The 14,841-nt window shown below is 71.1% G+C and carries 12 protein-coding genes and 1 pseudogene; 3 read left to right on the forward strand and 10 right to left on the reverse strand.

From position 1 onward, the window contains the following. Nucleotides 1–78 precede the first annotated feature (78 nt). Nucleotides 79–954, reverse strand: a complete 876-nt coding sequence (locus tag ABZU99_RS05900) for a LysR family transcriptional regulator (RefSeq protein WP_355947553.1) — start codon at nucleotides 952–954, stop codon at nucleotides 79–81. Nucleotides 955–1,091: 137 nt separating this feature from the next. Between ABZU99_RS05900 and ABZU99_RS05905 the strand changes: the two genes are divergently transcribed. Continuing rightward, on the forward strand, nucleotides 1,092–2,126 hold the full coding sequence (locus ABZU99_RS05905; protein WP_355947556.1) for an aldo/keto reductase: 1,035 nt from the start codon (nucleotides 1,092–1,094) through the stop codon (nucleotides 2,124–2,126). Between the two features lie 296 nt (nucleotides 2,127–2,422). Here the strand turns inward: ABZU99_RS05905 and ABZU99_RS05910 are convergent, their stop codons facing one another. The 9 genes and pseudogenes from ABZU99_RS05910 to ABZU99_RS05950 form a co-directional block, all read right to left on the reverse strand. Then, complete coding sequence (locus ABZU99_RS05910; protein ID WP_356045334.1) at nucleotides 2,423–3,679, reverse strand: cellulase-like family protein; 1,257 nt, start codon at nucleotides 3,677–3,679, stop codon at nucleotides 2,423–2,425. 107 nt (nucleotides 3,680–3,786) lie between these two features. Continuing rightward, nucleotides 3,787–4,077 carry a DUF1876 domain-containing protein gene (locus ABZU99_RS05915; protein WP_355947561.1) on the reverse strand — a complete coding sequence of 97 codons (291 nt, stop codon included), beginning with the start codon at nucleotides 4,075–4,077 and terminating at the stop codon, nucleotides 3,787–3,789. Nucleotides 4,078–4,147: 70 nt separating this feature from the next. Then, nucleotides 4,148–4,765, reverse strand: a complete 618-nt coding sequence (locus ABZU99_RS05920; RefSeq protein ID WP_355947563.1) for a hypothetical protein — start codon at nucleotides 4,763–4,765, stop codon at nucleotides 4,148–4,150. 99 nt (nucleotides 4,766–4,864) lie between these two features. Next, nucleotides 4,865–5,707, reverse strand: a complete 843-nt coding sequence (locus ABZU99_RS05925; RefSeq protein WP_356045331.1) for an aminotransferase class IV — start codon at nucleotides 5,705–5,707, stop codon at nucleotides 4,865–4,867. Between the two features lie 77 nt (nucleotides 5,708–5,784). Next, a pseudogene (locus tag ABZU99_RS05930) lies at nucleotides 5,785–7,393 on the reverse strand (class I adenylate-forming enzyme family protein). Between the two features lie 27 nt (nucleotides 7,394–7,420). Continuing rightward, nucleotides 7,421–9,778: an aminodeoxychorismate synthase component I gene (pabB, locus tag ABZU99_RS05935; protein WP_356227729.1), complete on the reverse strand. Its 2,358-nt coding sequence runs from the start codon at nucleotides 9,776–9,778 to the stop codon at nucleotides 7,421–7,423. Nucleotides 9,779–10,119: 341 nt separating this feature from the next. Continuing rightward, entirely contained in the window at nucleotides 10,120–11,364 is a 1,245-nt protein-coding gene (gene rocD / locus ABZU99_RS05940) for an ornithine--oxo-acid transaminase (RefSeq protein WP_356045326.1), read from the reverse strand. Further along, on the reverse strand, nucleotides 11,364–12,173 hold the full coding sequence (gene ddaH / locus ABZU99_RS05945) for a dimethylargininase (protein WP_355947577.1): 810 nt from the start codon (nucleotides 12,171–12,173) through the stop codon (nucleotides 11,364–11,366). The genes rocD and ddaH overlap by 1 nt, the downstream gene beginning before the upstream one ends. A gap of 131 nt (nucleotides 12,174–12,304) precedes the next feature. Beyond that, the gene (locus ABZU99_RS05950) at nucleotides 12,305–12,808 is read right to left on the reverse strand and encodes an Lrp/AsnC family transcriptional regulator (RefSeq protein ID WP_355947580.1); all 504 of its coding nucleotides are present in this window, start codon (nucleotides 12,806–12,808) and stop codon (nucleotides 12,305–12,307) included. A gap of 449 nt (nucleotides 12,809–13,257) precedes the next feature. On the opposite strand from ABZU99_RS05950, the gene ABZU99_RS05955 reads away from it, so the two are divergent. Both ABZU99_RS05955 and ABZU99_RS05960 read left to right on the forward strand, forming a co-directional pair. Then, a complete protein-coding gene (locus ABZU99_RS05955; RefSeq protein ID WP_355947582.1) occupies nucleotides 13,258–13,467 on the forward strand; it encodes a DUF5988 family protein in 210 nt (69 codons plus the stop codon). Between the two features lie 56 nt (nucleotides 13,468–13,523). Further along, complete coding sequence (locus tag ABZU99_RS05960) at nucleotides 13,524–14,840, forward strand: beta-ketoacyl synthase N-terminal-like domain-containing protein (protein ID WP_356045323.1); 1,317 nt, start codon at nucleotides 13,524–13,526, stop codon at nucleotides 14,838–14,840. Nucleotide 14,841 lies beyond the last annotated feature (1 nt).

Genomic DNA, 14,841 nt, shown 5'->3' on the forward strand with positions numbered 1-14,841 from the left:
GTACGCCCGGGCGGCGCCCCCCGTACGCCCGGGCGGCGCCCCCCGTGCGCCCGGGGGCCTCCGCGTACCTGCCTTCGATCATCCGTCCAGGTACGACAGCAGCGCGCGGGCCGCCGGGCTCGGGCGGTCGCCGCCCGGGAGTGCCACGGACACCTCCCAGCAGGGGGCCACCGCGCCCGTGACCGGCACCGCGCTCAGCTTCGCCGCCTGTTCTTTGCGGGCGATGGGCCGGGGAACCACCGCGATCCCCAGCCCGTGGCCCACCAGGTCGATGAGGGTGTGCACGTCGTAGACCTCCAGAGCGACGCGCCGGGGCGTGCCGCAGGCGGCGAACGCGCGGTCGGTGAGCCGCCGGGCGCCCCAGTCGGGGTGGAAATCCACAAAGGTCTCGTCCGCCAGCTGCGGCCACTCCACTCCCGCCGCGCCCGCCAGCCGGTGTCCGGGGCCGCACAGCACCACCATGGGTTCGCTGGTCAGCGGTTGCAGCCGGGCTCCGTCCGGCGGCGGGCCGGGAAGCGTCACGAAGGCCATGTCCAGCCGCCCGTCGGCCACGTCGTCCACCAGCAGGGCCGAGCCCGCCTGTCGAAGACGGACCTCCACATGGGGGTGCTGGGCGCGGAACCGCGCCAGTAGTGCTCCGACGTCGACGGTGACGCACTGCTCGACCCCCACCGCGAGGGTGCCCCGCAGCAGGCCCTGCACCTCGGCCACGGCCTCTTTGGCGGCGCGCGCGCCGGCCAGCGTGCGGACCGCCTCCACCAGCAGCGCGCGGCCGGCGCCGGTGAGCTCCACGCTGCGCGTGGTGCGGACGAACAGCGGTGCGCCCAGCTCCCGCTCCAGCGCCCGCACCGACGCGGAGAGCCCCGACTGGGAGACCATCACGCGCTGGGCCGCCTTGGTGAAGTGCCGCTCTTCCGCGACGGCGACGAAGTACTCGAGCTGTCGAAGTTCCACGATTGAGAACTGTAGCTGTTGAATCTGTTCTCTTTCTTCTCTTGGACACATTGATGTCATACGAGTCAGCATGGTGACCGGCCGTCGGGCCAGGCCGGAAACAAACCCCCACCCGTGCCATCCAAGGAGTACTGACCATGGAGTTCCGCACCCTCGGCCGCAGCGGCTGCAGCGTCTCGACGCTCGCGCTCGGCACCATGACGTTCGGCGCCGAGTCCGACGAGGCATGTGCGCACGCCCAGCTCGATCGCTTCGTCGAAGCGGGCGGCACCTTCATCGACACGGCCGACGTGTACAGTGCGGGCCTCTCCGAGGAGATCGTCGGCCGGTGGCTGGCCGGCCGCCCCGCCGCCCTACGCGACCGCGTCACGATCGCGACGAAGGGACGCTTCCCCATGAGCGATGCCCCCAACGGCGTGGGGCTGTCCCGCAGCCACCTGGACCGTGCCCTCAACGCATCCCTTCGCCGGCTCGGCGTGGAGACCATCGACCTCTACCAGCTCCACTCCTGGGACCCGCTGACGCCGATCGAGGAGACCCTGCGCTTCCTCGACGACGCCGTACGCCAGGGCAGGATCCACTACATCGGGCTGTCCAACTTCACCGGTTGGCAACTCCAGAAGGCCGTGGACATCGCCGACTTCCGCGGGCTGAGCCGGCCCGTGACGCTGCAGCCGCAGTACAGCCTGCTGTCCCGGGAGATCGAGTGGGAGATCACCCCGGCCTGTGCGTCCGAGGGCCTGGGTCTGCTGCCGTGGAGCCCGCTCGGCGGCGGCTGGCTGACCGGCAAGTACCGGCGTGACGAGCGGCCCACCGGAGCGACCCGGCTCGGCGAGGAGCCCGGGCGCGGTATGGAGGCGTACGACCGGCGCGCCCGCACCGAGCGCACCTGGGCCGTCGTGGACGAGGTGCGGGCGGTGGCCGAGGAGCGCGGCGTGTCGATGGCCCAGGTCGCCCTGGCCTGGCTGCTCGACCGCCCGGGGGTGACCTCGGTGATCCTCGGCGCCCGCACCGTCGAGCAGCTGGAGGACAATCTCGCCGCTGCCGAACTCCGCCTGTCCGAGGCGGAGCTGGCACGGCTGGACAAGGTCAGCGACCCGGGCGCGGCGGACTACCCCTACGGCGCCCCGGGCGTGGACCAGCGCAGCCGCACCATCGCGGGCGGCCGCTGACCACCTCAGCGCAGTGAGCAGCTGTTGACCACATCACCGGTGTCCGGCCTGCGGATGAGGTGGCTGGGGGAGGGGGCGGTCCCCGTCTCGACCCACGCGGTCAAGGCGTCGAACGCGGCCCGGTAGCAGGGCAGGATCGGCTCGCCGCGCCGCGGCGGCACGTCGATGGGGCCGCGGACACTCGGCCGGGCCCAGGTGTGGAGCGGCGCGCCATATCCCCGCCCGGGGCCGCCTTGACCGGAATCCTCAGGGGTGACCGGGCCGCCCCCCGGCCCGGGCCGATCACGTAAGGGGGGTCAGCCGCGCAGAATGGCGTTGCACTCCCGCTGGAGAGCGATGTCCTGCCACATCGGGTGCTGCGGGGCGGCGTTGGAGCACACCACCGCGCCCCAGGCGCCGACACGGGCGGATTCGGCGCCGGCGCGACGGCAGAAGGCGGCTCCCACCGGGCCCTCCTCGAAGGTGCCGTGCAACGGGGTGTAGCCGATCCAGCCCTCGCCGAAGACCAGGGGGACCCCGGTCTCCGCCGCCCAGTCGGCGGCCGCCTCGATCCAGGTGACCAGCCGCTGCTCCATCGCCAGGCGGTGGGTGGCGTAGCGCTCGTACAGCCAGGCGTCCCACCGGGCAGGGTCGCACCAGTCGTGGACGTAGATCTCGCGGGCCCCGACCGTGGTGGCCTCCAGCCGCCACAGATCCCCGTCCGGGGGAGCCCAGTCGGCCAGATCGGGGGCGCCGGGGCGCAGCAGTTCCCGGCGGGCCAGGTCCTGTGGGAACGGGCGGGCGCGGTCGCGGACCGCGAAGGTGGCGAGGAGTTCATCGAGCACCCCGTACACATACGGGTGGAAGACCGCGACATCGACCTCGCGGGGAACGCCGCGCAGCGAACCCACCGGCACCTTGGCGTAGTTGACGGTGACGGGCCGGTACGGGTGGCGCTCCTTGAAGCGGGCCAGACCGCGCTCCAGCCGCGGGCGCAGGGCCACGACCGTGTCCTCGTCCTCCAGCCCCTCGGTGAGCCGGCTGCCCTGGACCTCGTTGTGCAGCTCGGTGAAGGCGATCCGGTCGTCGAGACCGTGGACCACCAGAAAATCGATCAGATCGGCGAGCGCGTCCGCGAGGACTTCGGCGCGCCGCTCGGGATCGATGGCCATCAGGGCGTCGAACCAGGAGCGGTCCTCGGCGAACGAGGGGCTCTGCTGGTACTCCCAGCTGGAGAGGATGACGAAGCAGTCATGGCGCAGGGCCGCCTCGAACAGCGCCCGCAGGTGCGCCCGCCCGTCGATCTCGGCCGCGCCGCCCACGTCGTACCAGCGCATCCGCTGCCCGTACTCGCCGCCCACCGGACACAGTCGCAGCCGGGTCGTCTCCAGACGGGATCCGAAGAGCAGAAACGGCATGGCGCACACGCGCACCGTGTTGTAGCCGCGCGCCACAGCCTCCTCGAAGGCGCGGTCGAGATCGGCGAAGGGCTCGCCCGGCCCGGTGCGCGTGTACCAGCTGAAGTCCCACAACGAGATGGTCAGTTTGCCCGGCAGATGCGGCGACAGCGTCACAGGGGGCTCCCGCGGTCGGCGGCTCGGCGATGCGTCGGTTCATCGTTCGGGGCACGCCACACCACTGTCAAGACTCCGTCGCCGGAGGCCCGGGACCCGCGGAACGGTCAGGCGATCCATCCGTAGCCGGGCCGCGGCCGCGGCGGGGCCGGTGGCGCGCCCACGCTCTCGATGTCCTGCTCGGCGGCGCGCAGCAGCTGCTGTCCCAGGTCGTTCAGCGCCCGGCCCGCCGCGAGCTCGTCGCCGATCACCGGTACGTCCTCGTCCTCGGGGTTGCATCGTGCGGCCCCTCGGCCGGTCAGCGCGGTGGCCCCGGTGTCCAGCTCCACGCGCGCCTTGGTCTTCCCCTCGTCCTCGAAGAGATAGAGATGGACCGTCCACTCCACTGTGTGCGACATCGTCTGCTCCTCTCCTGCTCGGACCCGCGGGCACCGGCCGAATTCCCGGCTCAGCGACGGTTCCCGACGCTCAGCGACGGCTCCTGCCGGACCACACAGGTTCCACCACCTTCCACTCTGCCTCCCATTGCGCGTACCGCCGACTGTCCAGCGCCTGCCGGATCCGCGCCCGTGCCGCGATCAGCAGCGTGGCCACCGCCCCCGCGGTCATGAATCCGGTGAACCAGCCCATCGTCCGCGCGGTCGACACGGGCGTGGGCGCGGGCGTGAGCGCCCCCGCACGGTTCACCCAGACCAGCACCGGGTCCCCCGCCTGCGTGCCGCCGTGCACCAAGGTGGTGCCCGTGTGGCGCATACCTCCCTCACCGGTCCAGTGGACCCGAGCCCGCCGCAGCTCCCGGGCGTCGGAGCGGTGCGCCCCGCCCGGGGCGTCCTCGGCCAGCCATGCGGTGATCCGGTGGCGCTGCGCGGACTCGGCGTGCACGACGCGCAGCTCCGCCGCGTACGCCGCGTACCCCGCGCTGACCGAGGCGGCCGGCAGGCCGAACACGACCAGCAGCACAAACAGGGCGGTGAACCAGGACTGGGCCCGGTCCAGCGGGCGGCGCAGCGGGTTGGATCCCCTGGCCGGGCCCTTGCGCAGGGGCGGATGGAGCCCGGGAGCACGTCGCGGTCCGTGGGTGTTCATGTCTGGCCTCCAGCAGGTGCTGACACCGGCGCGATCGGGCGCCGCGCGTCGGGGGTCAGGTACGCGCGGCGGGCCGGTCAGGGGCCCGGGCGCTCGTCGTCATGGACGCACTCCGTTCGCCGGCATGATCGGGTCGGAGCTGCCGTCGAGCCAGGTCTGCCAGGTGGCGGCGCGCAGCGCCGGGCCCGCGCGCAGGGGGCGGCCCAGCCAGGCGGTCACGGGACGGATCCCGTGCAGGGCGTTGACCAGCCATACCTCACGGCCGTCCAGCGCCTGCGCGGTGCACCGGCGGGCTTGCGTCCGTATGCCCAGCTCCGCCGCCCGGTCCTGGATCAGGGCCGAGGTCACCCCCGCCAGCAGCGGCAGCTCCGGGGGCGGCAGACACAGCACGTCGTCCTCCCACCACAGGATGTTGGCCGTCGTGCCCTCCAGCACCAGACCCGAGGGCGTCGTGAGCATCAGTTCCTGCGCGCCGCGCGCCTTGGCCCGCTCGCGCAGATGCGCCAGCAGAGCCAGATCCGGGCCCTTGCGGCGCGGATACGACCGCGGATCGAACTCCTCGGTCAGGCATACGGTCACATTGACCGTCCGGGGCGGTGCCGGGCGGATCCGGAGAAACAGCCGGGCCGGCTCCGGACCCGCCAGCTCGACTCGCGGAAACCAGCGGCCGGTACGGGGCAGGGCCACGACCGCATCGCTCCAGAAGCTCTCGATCCGTGCGGGGGAGTCGCCCGTCGCCTCGGCGCACGCGGCGGTGAACCGGCGCCGGTGGCGGTCCAGCGCCCGCACCCGGCCGTCGTCCAACAGCCAGGAGTCGGCGGCCAGCAGCGCGCTGTCGGGCACCGCGCGGGAGGGCATCATCCCGCCGTCCTCCCGCCACATCAACGTCCATTGCCTCTGGTCCGCCGGATCGGCGTGACCGATGTTCTGCGCAGCGACCATGTCCGCTTCTACGTCTCCGTCCCCAGCCGTGTTCAGTACGTCCGCGCCACCTCGGCCACCGGACCACCCGGGCGGCGTCAGCCATGGGCCGGTGCGGTCGACAGAGTGGGCAGCTCGCCCGCGGCCAGCAACCGGGCGATCTCCAGCCGCTTGATCTTCCAGGTGCCGGTACGCGGCAGATCCCCGAAACGGCATTGCACGGGCTCGGCCAGGGCCGGCAGATCACCGGTCGCCCGGCGCCAGCGGCCGGCGTCCAGCGGCTGATCACCCCGGGTGCACACCACCGGTACGGGCTCCCGCCGCCGGCCCTGGACGATGATCACCTCGCGGAGCTCGGACATCCCACAGCAGCTCGTCCTCGACCTCCAGATCGCTGTCGAGCGCGGTGATCCGGCCGGGCTCGGGGTCCGGCGGGACGGTCTCGCGGTCCAGCAGGTACAGCGCGCCCCACCGGTCGCGGTAGCCCATGTCGCCCATCCGCCACCAGCCGCGGTCCACCTGCCGGGCGTACTGCTCCGGGGCGCCGAGATAGGTGAGGATGCGGCCGCGGGTGCGGGCCTCGATGGCCCCCGTCTCGCCGGGCGGGCAGGGGCGGCCCCGCTCGTCGACCACCCGGACCCGGGTGAACCCGGGGATGCCGGTGCCCACCCGCCGCCCCCGTACCCGCCCCGCGCCCCGTCGGGTGTACCAGCCGAAGGCGATGGGCCCCGTCTCGCTTCGCCCGTACAGCTGCACCAGCCGGGGATCGCGGCGGCCGGAGGCGTCCAGCAGCCGCCGTACGGTGCGAGGGTGCAGGGCATCAAACGTGGATCCGTACGCCCGCACGTTGGACAGCGGCCCGCCGGGCGCGTCCGCCAGCTCCTCCCACAGGACATAGGTGTGGGGACGCGTCTCCACGATGCCGGGCCGGTGCGCCGCCAGCAGCGGGCCCGCGTGCGCCGGGTCCGGGTCGAGAAGCAGCAGCAGCGGGCTGCCGAAGTGCAGCAGCACGCCCAGCAGATGGTGGAGGTGGGAGTGGACGAACGACATGTGCAGCGCGGCGGGCTCGCCACGGGTCGCCCGGCCCAGCGCCTGTTGCGGCAGCAGCCGGTTCCACATGGTGTTCGGGCAGTGCACCGCGAGCTTCGGCGGGCCGGTGGTTCCCGAGCCATGGGTGATCAGCGAGGGTTCACGGGGGTGGAGCCGGATGGCCGGACGGCGCATCACCTCGGCATACATGCCCAGCCAGAGGGTGTTCCCGGGCGCCTCGTCCACCGTCAGCACGCCCCGGGCCAGACTGGTGTCCAGCCCACTCAGCGTGGACCCCAGCGCCGCGCCGTCGGTGATCAGCCAGGGCGCGTGCAGCCGGTCCAGCAGCACCGCCACCGCGCTCTCCTCCAGCGAGGCCGACAGCAGCGCCGGGACCGCGCCGATCCGGGAGACGGCACACGCCAGCAGCACGATGTCGGCGTTCTCCCTCTTGTGGATCGCCACATGCTCGCTCGGCCGGACCCCCGCCGACCACAGCCGGGCGGCCAGGTCGTCGACCAGATCGGCCAGTTCGGTGTAGCACAGGTCGGTACCGGCGTCCGGCGCGACGTCCAGGGGCCGGTCCAGGGTCACCCTGACCCTGCCGTGGCGGGCCGCAGCCTCCTGGAACATCAGCCCGGGATAGAACCCGTGCTCGGGCAGAAGCCGCTGCAACATATCGAGGTCCTCATCGTTCGCGAGCGGTCAGGAGGCGGGCGCGGCTGACGGGCCGTCGGCCCCTTCACCGGCCGCCACCCCCCGCCCCGTGAGGACGGCGGCGCCTTCGGCGCGGGCGTGACCGGCCGGATCGGCGGTGACCGCGGCCACCAGCAGTGCGTCCAGCTCCCCGGTGGGGCCGGACTCCACGGCGTCGTAGGCGCGCATCGTCGCGGCGGTCTTGAGCAGCATTTCCTCGTACTCCTGGGCCGGATCGGAGTCGAGCACGACGGCACCGCCCGCGCCGATGTGCATCCGGCCGCCGGTGAACACGGCGGTACGAATGACCATGTTGAGATCGGCCGCGCCATTGCAGCTCAGGAAGCCGAGAGCCCCGGAGTACACCCCGCGGGCCTCGCTCTCCAGCGTGTCGATGATCTCCAGTGTGCGCAGCTTGGGGGCACCGGTCATCGACCCGCCCGGGAAACACGCCCGGACGCAGTCGACCGCGCTCGTGTCCCGGCGCAGCCGCCCGCGCACGGTGGAGACCAACTGGTGGGCGGCGGCGTACGTCTCGGTGTTCATCAGCCGCGGTACGTACACGCTCCCCGGTTTGCACACGCGCCCCAGGTCGTTGCGGAGCAGGTCCACGATCATCAGGTTCTCGGCGCGCGGCTTGGGGCTGGTGGCCAGGGCGGCGAGCGCCCGCGCGTCCTGTTCGGGGTCCCTGCCGCGCGGGGCGGTGCCCTTGACCGGTTTGGCCTCGGCGATTCCGTCGGGGGTGATCCGCAGAAAGCGCTCGGGGGAGGCACAGGCCACATCCGTGTCGCCGAAGCGCAGATAGGCCGCGTACGGCGCCGGATGGAACCGGCGAAGGGCCCGGTAGAAGGTGTACGAGTCGCTCGGGGCGGGCAGCCAGGCGGAGTTGGTGAGGCAGATCTCGTAGCTCACCCCGGTACGCAGCTCGCGCAGACACGCCTCGACCGAGGCCAGATACTGCTCCTGGTCCCGGACCAGCCAGGGTTCGACGGCCGCCGTGGTGGTGAGCGGCGACGGCTGCGGGGCGGGCTCGGTGAGCGCCGGCACCCCGCTGAGCACGGTCACGGTCGCATCCAGCCAGTCCTTCGCCTGCCGCCGGCCGTCGGGGGTGTCCTCGGCGAGGCAGCAGATATAGGTGAGCCCCTCCTGGTGGTCGACAGCGACGAACCGGTCGGCGAACAGCCAGCAGGCGTCCGGAGTCGGGGCCCGGTGTCGGTTGGGGGAGCCGCAGTCGGCCTTGAGCTCGTAGCCGAACCAGCCAACATAGCCGCCGGTGAAGTCGAAGGGCAGGTCCGGGGCGTGGACCTGCCGGCGGGCCAGCTCCCGCTCCAGGTATGCGAAGACGCCGCCGTCGACCCGGGTGGCGGGCTGTCCCGCCCGCTCGACCTCGCAGACTCCCTCGTCGGTGTCGTAGCGGACGAACTCGGCCAGCGGCCCGGTGCCGTCGCCGAGGAAGGAGAAGCGTGCCTCGCCGGACTCCGTCCGTGAGCTGTCGAGCCAGAAGGCGCGTGGCGCGTCCGCGTAGAGGCGGGTGAACGCCGCTTCGGTGTCGGTGGCGTCGGCCAGCCACCGGGCGTGCAGCCGGTAGACGCGGGCGTCCGGGTCCGGCTGCGCCGGGGCGTCGGTCACGGGGGCATCGTCGTCGGCCGCGGGGGCGTTGTAGGCGGACCGGGGGTCCTCGGCGGCGGGGGCGTCGCTCGCGGCCGGTTGGGGGGAGGGGACGGCCGTGGGACGAGGGCGGCGGGCCTCGTCGACGGAGGTCACGGACTCACCATTGGCATGCTCAATGGTCAGATCGCGGAAATTGATGAGCATCTGATGCCCGAACCCGGTCAGTACGGACTCCGGATGGAACTGGACGCCCCACAGCGGACGGGCCCGGTGCCGCAGCCCCATCAGCACACCGTCCTCGGACCAGGCGATGCCCTGCAGCCCCAGTGGCAGCGGCTCGGCCACACACAGCGAGTGATAGCGGACGGCCGTGAAATCCTGTGGAAGCCCGCGGAACAATCCCCGCCCGCCGTGTTTGATCCGGGACAGATGTCCGTGCTTGGGCACCGGCGCGGGCACCACCCGCGCCTGGGCACCGATCGCGATGCCCTGATGGCCCAGGCACACTCCCAGGACCGGGATATGCGACCGCTCGATCAGCTTCGCGGTATGGCCGAAGTCGCGGAAGTCGGCCGGATGGCCGGAGCCGGGGGACACCACGATGTTGTCGAACTCCGAAAGATCGATGTCCGCGCATTCCGGTGCGTCATTGAGAAGCACCTCCGGTTCCTCGCCGTTGACCTCGGTGAGCAGATGGAAGAGGTTGTACGTGTACGAGTCGTAATTATCGACGAGGAGTGTCCTCAGCGATTCCATCCGGATGTGCCTCCTTGCTTTCCGAGCTGACCGGGGGTCAACCACCGGGTCAGGGCCCTGCGCCGCCCGCCTGCCGGCGCGCGCGGGCCGTCCACCGCTGCCCGCTTGTGACGTCCTCGTATCGACGTGACAGGGAGTGTTCCACACCGCACGGTCGCCCTCGGTGGAATGCTCAACAACGGACATAATTTCTCGGAAAGGCGGCCGTGACCTGGGCGTTATCTTAAGTTCCGGCCGCTGAACAGGGCTCATGGAAAAACTTCGTAAGCCCTTGAACATGAAGAAGCGCCGGGCCGTATACAACGTAATGCGGCCCGACGCTCGCGTAATGTCGCTGTCGGTCAGCCGAGGATCTTCCCCAGGGCGGTGAGCGACGACTCCAGCTCCTCGCGGGTGATGGTCAGCGGCGGCGCGAGGCGGATGGTCGAGCCATGGGTGTCCTTGACCAGGATCCCTTCGGCCATCAGCCGCTCGCTCACCTCACGGCCCGTCCCCAGGGAGGGTTCCACATCGACACCCGCCCACAGCCCCCGGCAGCGGTAGCCCACGACCCCCTTGCCGGTCAGCGCGTCCAGCCCGTCCCGCAGGACTTCGCCGAGTTCGGCCGCACGGCGCTGGAACTCGCCCGTGCGCAGCAGCTCGACGACGGCCGAGCCGACCGCCGCGGCCAGCGGATTGCCGCCGAAGGTGGAGCCGTGCTCGCCGGGGCGCAGCACCCCGAGCACCTCCCGGTCGGCGACGACCGCCGAGACGGGGACGATGCCACCGCCCAGGGCCTTGCCGAGCAGCAGCACATCCGGCATCACCGACTCGTGCTCGACGGCCAGGGTGGTGCCGGTGCGGCCGAGCCCGGACTGGATCTCGTCGGCGATGAACAGCACCCCGGCCCGCCGGGTCACCTCGCGCACCCCGCGCAGATAGCCGTCGTCGGGGATGATGACGCCCGCCTCGCCCTGGATGGGCTCGATCAGGACCGCCGCCGTGGTCTCGTCGATCGCCTCGTCCAGCGCGGCGAGGTCGTTGTACGGCACGACGCGGAAGCCCGGGGCGAACGGGCCGAAGCCGTCACGGGCGACGGGGTCGCTGGAGAAGCCGACGATCGTCGTCGTCCGGCCGTGGAAGTTGTCGGCCGCCACTACGATCGTCGCCTGATCCGCGGTGACGCCCTTCATCTCGTACGCCCACTTGCGGGCGACCTTGATGGCGCTCTCGACCGCCTCCGCCCCGGTGTTCATCGGCAGCACCATGGACAGCCCGGTCAGCTCCGCCACGCCCTCGGCGAATCCGGCGAGCCGGTCGTTGTGGAAGGCCCGTGAGGTCAGGGTGAGTTCATCGAGCTGGCGGTGGGCCGCCTCGATGAGGGCCGGGTGGCGATGGCCGAAGTTGAGGGCCGAGTAACCGGCCAGCATGTCGAGATAGCGCCGCCCCTCGACGTCCTCCACCCACACGCCCTCGGCGCGGGCGACGACCACGGGCAGCGGATGGTAATTGTGCGCGAGCGAGGACTCCTCGGCGCGGATCAGCTCCTGCGACGAGCGCGCGGGGCGGGTGGCGCCCGCCGGGGCGGTACGGGTGGGGGCGGTCATCAGCGGATCTCCTGTGTGCAGCACTTGATGCCCCCGCCGGCCTTGTGCAGTTCCGACAGGTCGACGGGGACGGGGACGTAACCGCGCTCGGTGAGCTGGTCGATGAGGCCGGTCGCCCGCGGGGCGACGAAGACATGGCGGCCGTCGGAAACGGAGTTGAGCCCGAAGGCCATGGCGTCGTCCCGGGTGGCGATCAGCGCGTCCGGGTAGAGGCGCTCCAGCACTTCACGGCTCCCGGGGGAGAACGCCTCCGGGTAGTAGGCGATGTTCTCGTCGTCGAGGACGAACAGCGCGGTGTCCAGGTGGTAGAGGTACGGATCCACCAGCAGCAGGCTGATCGTCGGCACCCCGAAGAACTCCTGCACCTCCTGATGGGCCGCCCGCGTCGTACGGAAGCCGGTGCCCGCCAGGACGTAGGGGCCCGCGGGCACGAGGTCGCCCTCGCCCTCGCACACCGACTCCGGTGGGTGGACATCGAACCCGGCGGCCTTGAACCAGCTCCCGTACGCGAGTTGCTCCGGCCGGCGCTGGGGCGCGTGGAACCTCGAGCCGAAGACCCGGCCCTGAAGGACGAGGGCCGAGTTCGCCGCGAAGACCATGTCCGGCAGCCCGGCCACCGGTTCGATGGACTCCACCCGATGGCCATGGTCGCGGTAGGTGCGGATCAGCGTCTCCCACTGCGTCCGGGCGAGGTCCGTGTCGACCTCGGTGTCCTCCCGCATCCAGGGATTGATGGCATACCGCACATCGAAATAGCTGGGGGCACAGGTCAGGTAGCGCCGGGGGCGCGGCACACGCGTAGGGGGCACGGAGGATTCCTCTCGCTTCCACGGGCGTCCGGGGGTGATTCAAAGGTAGAAAGTGGGGGAGAGGCAGCACAAGAAAGGAAAACTGCGTGATGGCGCATCGATGCTGCGTGAAAAGGCGTGACCGCGCCGGTTCATTGCGCCGGAGTCGCGGCGGGGGGCGCGGCCGGGGTCGCACCCGCCTCGGGGCTGCCCGTGAGCAGGTGGGACAGCACCATGTAACTGATCGTCTTGCGGATGAAGGGCTCGGCCCGGATGCGCTCAAGCACCTCCTCGAAGTGCTCCACATCGGTGGCCATGACGTGCAGCAGGGCATCGGCGCCACCGGTCACGGTCATGGCCGCGATGATCTCCGGATACTTGCGCACGACCTGCGCCAGGCGCCGGGGCGGTGCGGCGCTGTCGCAGTACACCTCCACATACGCCTCCGTCCGCCAGCCCAGGGCGGCCGGCCGCACGGTGGTGGTGAAGCCGGTGATGACATCGGTCTCCCGCATCCGGTCGACCCGCCGCTTGACCGCCGAGGCCGACAGTCCGATCGCCGCGCCGATCTCCGTGAAGCTCGTCCTGGCGTTCGCCACCAGCGCCGCAACGATCTTGCGGTCCAGATCGTCGAACGGTGCGGACTGGTTTGTCATGGTTGGTTCCCTTTGCGGTCGGTGCCGATGTCTCAGGGCGGGGCTCTGCCACGCGTTGAGTGTGCGTGAACGTGTCCCGCGCGGGGAGCGCGGGGCACCCCGATGGGCCCGGCACTGGGTTATGAACAGCCCAGAGGACTTCCTGATGAGAAGCCTGCGATAAGCAGGGCTCATCGGCCGAAGTTTAAAAACGGAATCCATTTCCGTCCATTTTCCGCTCCGTTTTCAGAAAGTTGCCGAAAGAGGGGGCGTGAGGAGGGGTGCGAGCCCCCTCATTCGCACGGTGGTGCAGCGTGGGCGCCGGGGGTACGCAACCGGGGCATCGGCATGCCGCACCCACCCGGGTGATGCGACGCGACCTACCAGTGGCCCCCTTGACGGCGTAGCGTCATCTATTCCACACATCGTTTCCAGCGGTGATCGGCTCCTGAATCGCCGGGAGGCCAGTCATGTCTCAACCGGCATTTGTCATCCTCGTCGGCGGACCACCCGGAACCCCCCAGGTATGGACCGCACCCCCCGCCGGGGACCGGGAACGACTCAAGATCCAGTGGAGTAACGGTTACGAGCATTTCGAATCCGCGGGCGAGTGCGCCGAGTTCGACGGTGAACTGATCCCTGTCTACCGATGGTGCTACCGCACATTCATAGCAGAGTAGGCCACCGCCACGCATCGGCGTCTGCGCGTAAACCCGTGAAAAGGAAAGGAGACACCATGAAGAAAGGCGGCAGAAACGCCCGGGATGCCGTGGTCACCGGCCTCGGTTTCTGTCTCCCCGGCGACGCCGAACCCGTCTTCACCGCCGGGCAGGTATGGGACATCGCCTCCCAGGGCCGCTCCGCCCTCGTCCAGCACGACGTCTACTACGGCTCGGTCGCTCTCACCCCCGAGCTGTTCGAGGAGCGCCTCCCCGACATCCCGGAGTTCTTCTCCCGCCACTACACCGACGCCCATCGGTTCGGCCTGGTCTCCCTCGTGGAGGCGTGCACCGATGCCGATCTCGATGTCCGCGCCGGCGATCTGCGCGAAGCGGCGATCCTCGTCGGCCGCGGCAGCGTGGACGCCAACGTGGACAGCTATCTGACCCTGCTCGGCATCGACCCCGAGTCCACCGCCACACTCGACGCCCTCGAAATGTTCGTCGCCGCCGAACAGGCCGTCTCCCCGTCCGATGTCGCCGTCGTCCAGGGCGCGCTGACCCGCACCGTCGGCCCCTGCTTCACCGTCTCCTGCGGCTGCTCGTCGGCCGCCGTACAGATCGGCAACGCCCGCCGTCTGATCGCCACCGGCGAGGTCGACCTCGCGGTCGTCACCGGCGTCGACGTCTTCAACGTCGGTCTCATCCAGAAGGGGCAGCGGCTGTTGCGCGGCGCACAGCATGCCTATGACGCGATGGACGTCGCCGGCATGCCCGACCTCCTTCCCTCCTTCGACTCCCTGATGCGCCCCTACGATCGGCGCGCCGACTGCATCAACCACGGCGAGGGATCCGCCACCGTGATCCTGGAGAGCCGTGAGCACGCCCACCGCCGCGGCGCCCACCTCTACGGCCAGGTGCTCGCCACCGCCATGACCCGCGACGGCCTCGCCAACCCCCTGGCCGCCGACAACTCCGGCGCGCAGCTGGTCAGCGCCGTACGCAGATGCCTGGGGGACCGGTGGCGGATCGACCAGGTGCCCTACGTCAACGGCGCCAGCGACGGCGGCGCGGCCGTCACCGCCATGGAGGCCAACACGATCAGGGAGCTCTACGGGCCCGCCGGCATCGTCCTGATGAGCTCCCAGGAAGCCTGCTTCGGCCACCACGGATCACCCGCCGGCTGCCTCGGCCTCGCCCTGACGCTGATGATGATGGAGCTCGGCCAGGTGTGCCCCACCGCCAACTGCGAACAGCCCGCGGACGGACTCCCCTTCGACCCCGTCCCCGGCACCCGCACCCGTCCCCTCGACTTCGACTACGCGCTGAGCTTCAACTACCAGATCGGCGGCGTGAAGCACGCGATGCTGCTGGGCAGCCCGGACACCGTCTGAG

The sequence above is a fragment of the Streptomyces sp. NPDC005266 genome (assembly GCF_040607655.1).
Lineage (GTDB): Bacteria > Actinomycetota > Actinomycetes > Streptomycetales > Streptomycetaceae > Streptomyces.

What these genes read in the sequence shown, in the direction of transcription:
- ABZU99_RS05905 (WP_355947556.1), top strand. Translation starts at nt 1,092, where the DNA reads ATGGAGTTCCGCACCCTCGGCCGCAGCGGCTGCAGCGTCTCGACGCTC.
- ABZU99_RS05915 (WP_355947561.1), bottom strand. Translation starts at nt 4,077, where the DNA reads ATGTCGCACACAGTGGAGTGGACGGTCCATCTCTATCTCTTCGAGGAC.
- ABZU99_RS05920 (WP_355947563.1), bottom strand. Translation starts at nt 4,765, where the DNA reads ATGAACACCCACGGACCGCGACGTGCTCCCGGGCTCCATCCGCCCCTG.
- ABZU99_RS05925 (WP_356045331.1), bottom strand. Translation starts at nt 5,707, where the DNA reads ATGGTCGCTGCGCAGAACATCGGTCACGCCGATCCGGCGGACCAGAGG.
- pabB (WP_356227729.1), bottom strand. Translation starts at nt 9,778, where the DNA reads ATGGAATCGCTGAGGACACTCCTCGTCGATAATTACGACTCGTACACG.
- rocD (WP_356045326.1), bottom strand. Translation starts at nt 11,364, where the DNA reads ATGACCGCCCCCACCCGTACCGCCCCGGCGGGCGCCACCCGCCCCGCG.
- ABZU99_RS05950 (WP_355947580.1), bottom strand. Translation starts at nt 12,808, where the DNA reads ATGACAAACCAGTCCGCACCGTTCGACGATCTGGACCGCAAGATCGTT.
- ABZU99_RS05955 (WP_355947582.1), top strand. Translation starts at nt 13,258, where the DNA reads ATGTCTCAACCGGCATTTGTCATCCTCGTCGGCGGACCACCCGGAACC.
- ABZU99_RS05960 (WP_356045323.1), top strand. Translation starts at nt 13,524, where the DNA reads ATGAAGAAAGGCGGCAGAAACGCCCGGGATGCCGTGGTCACCGGCCTC.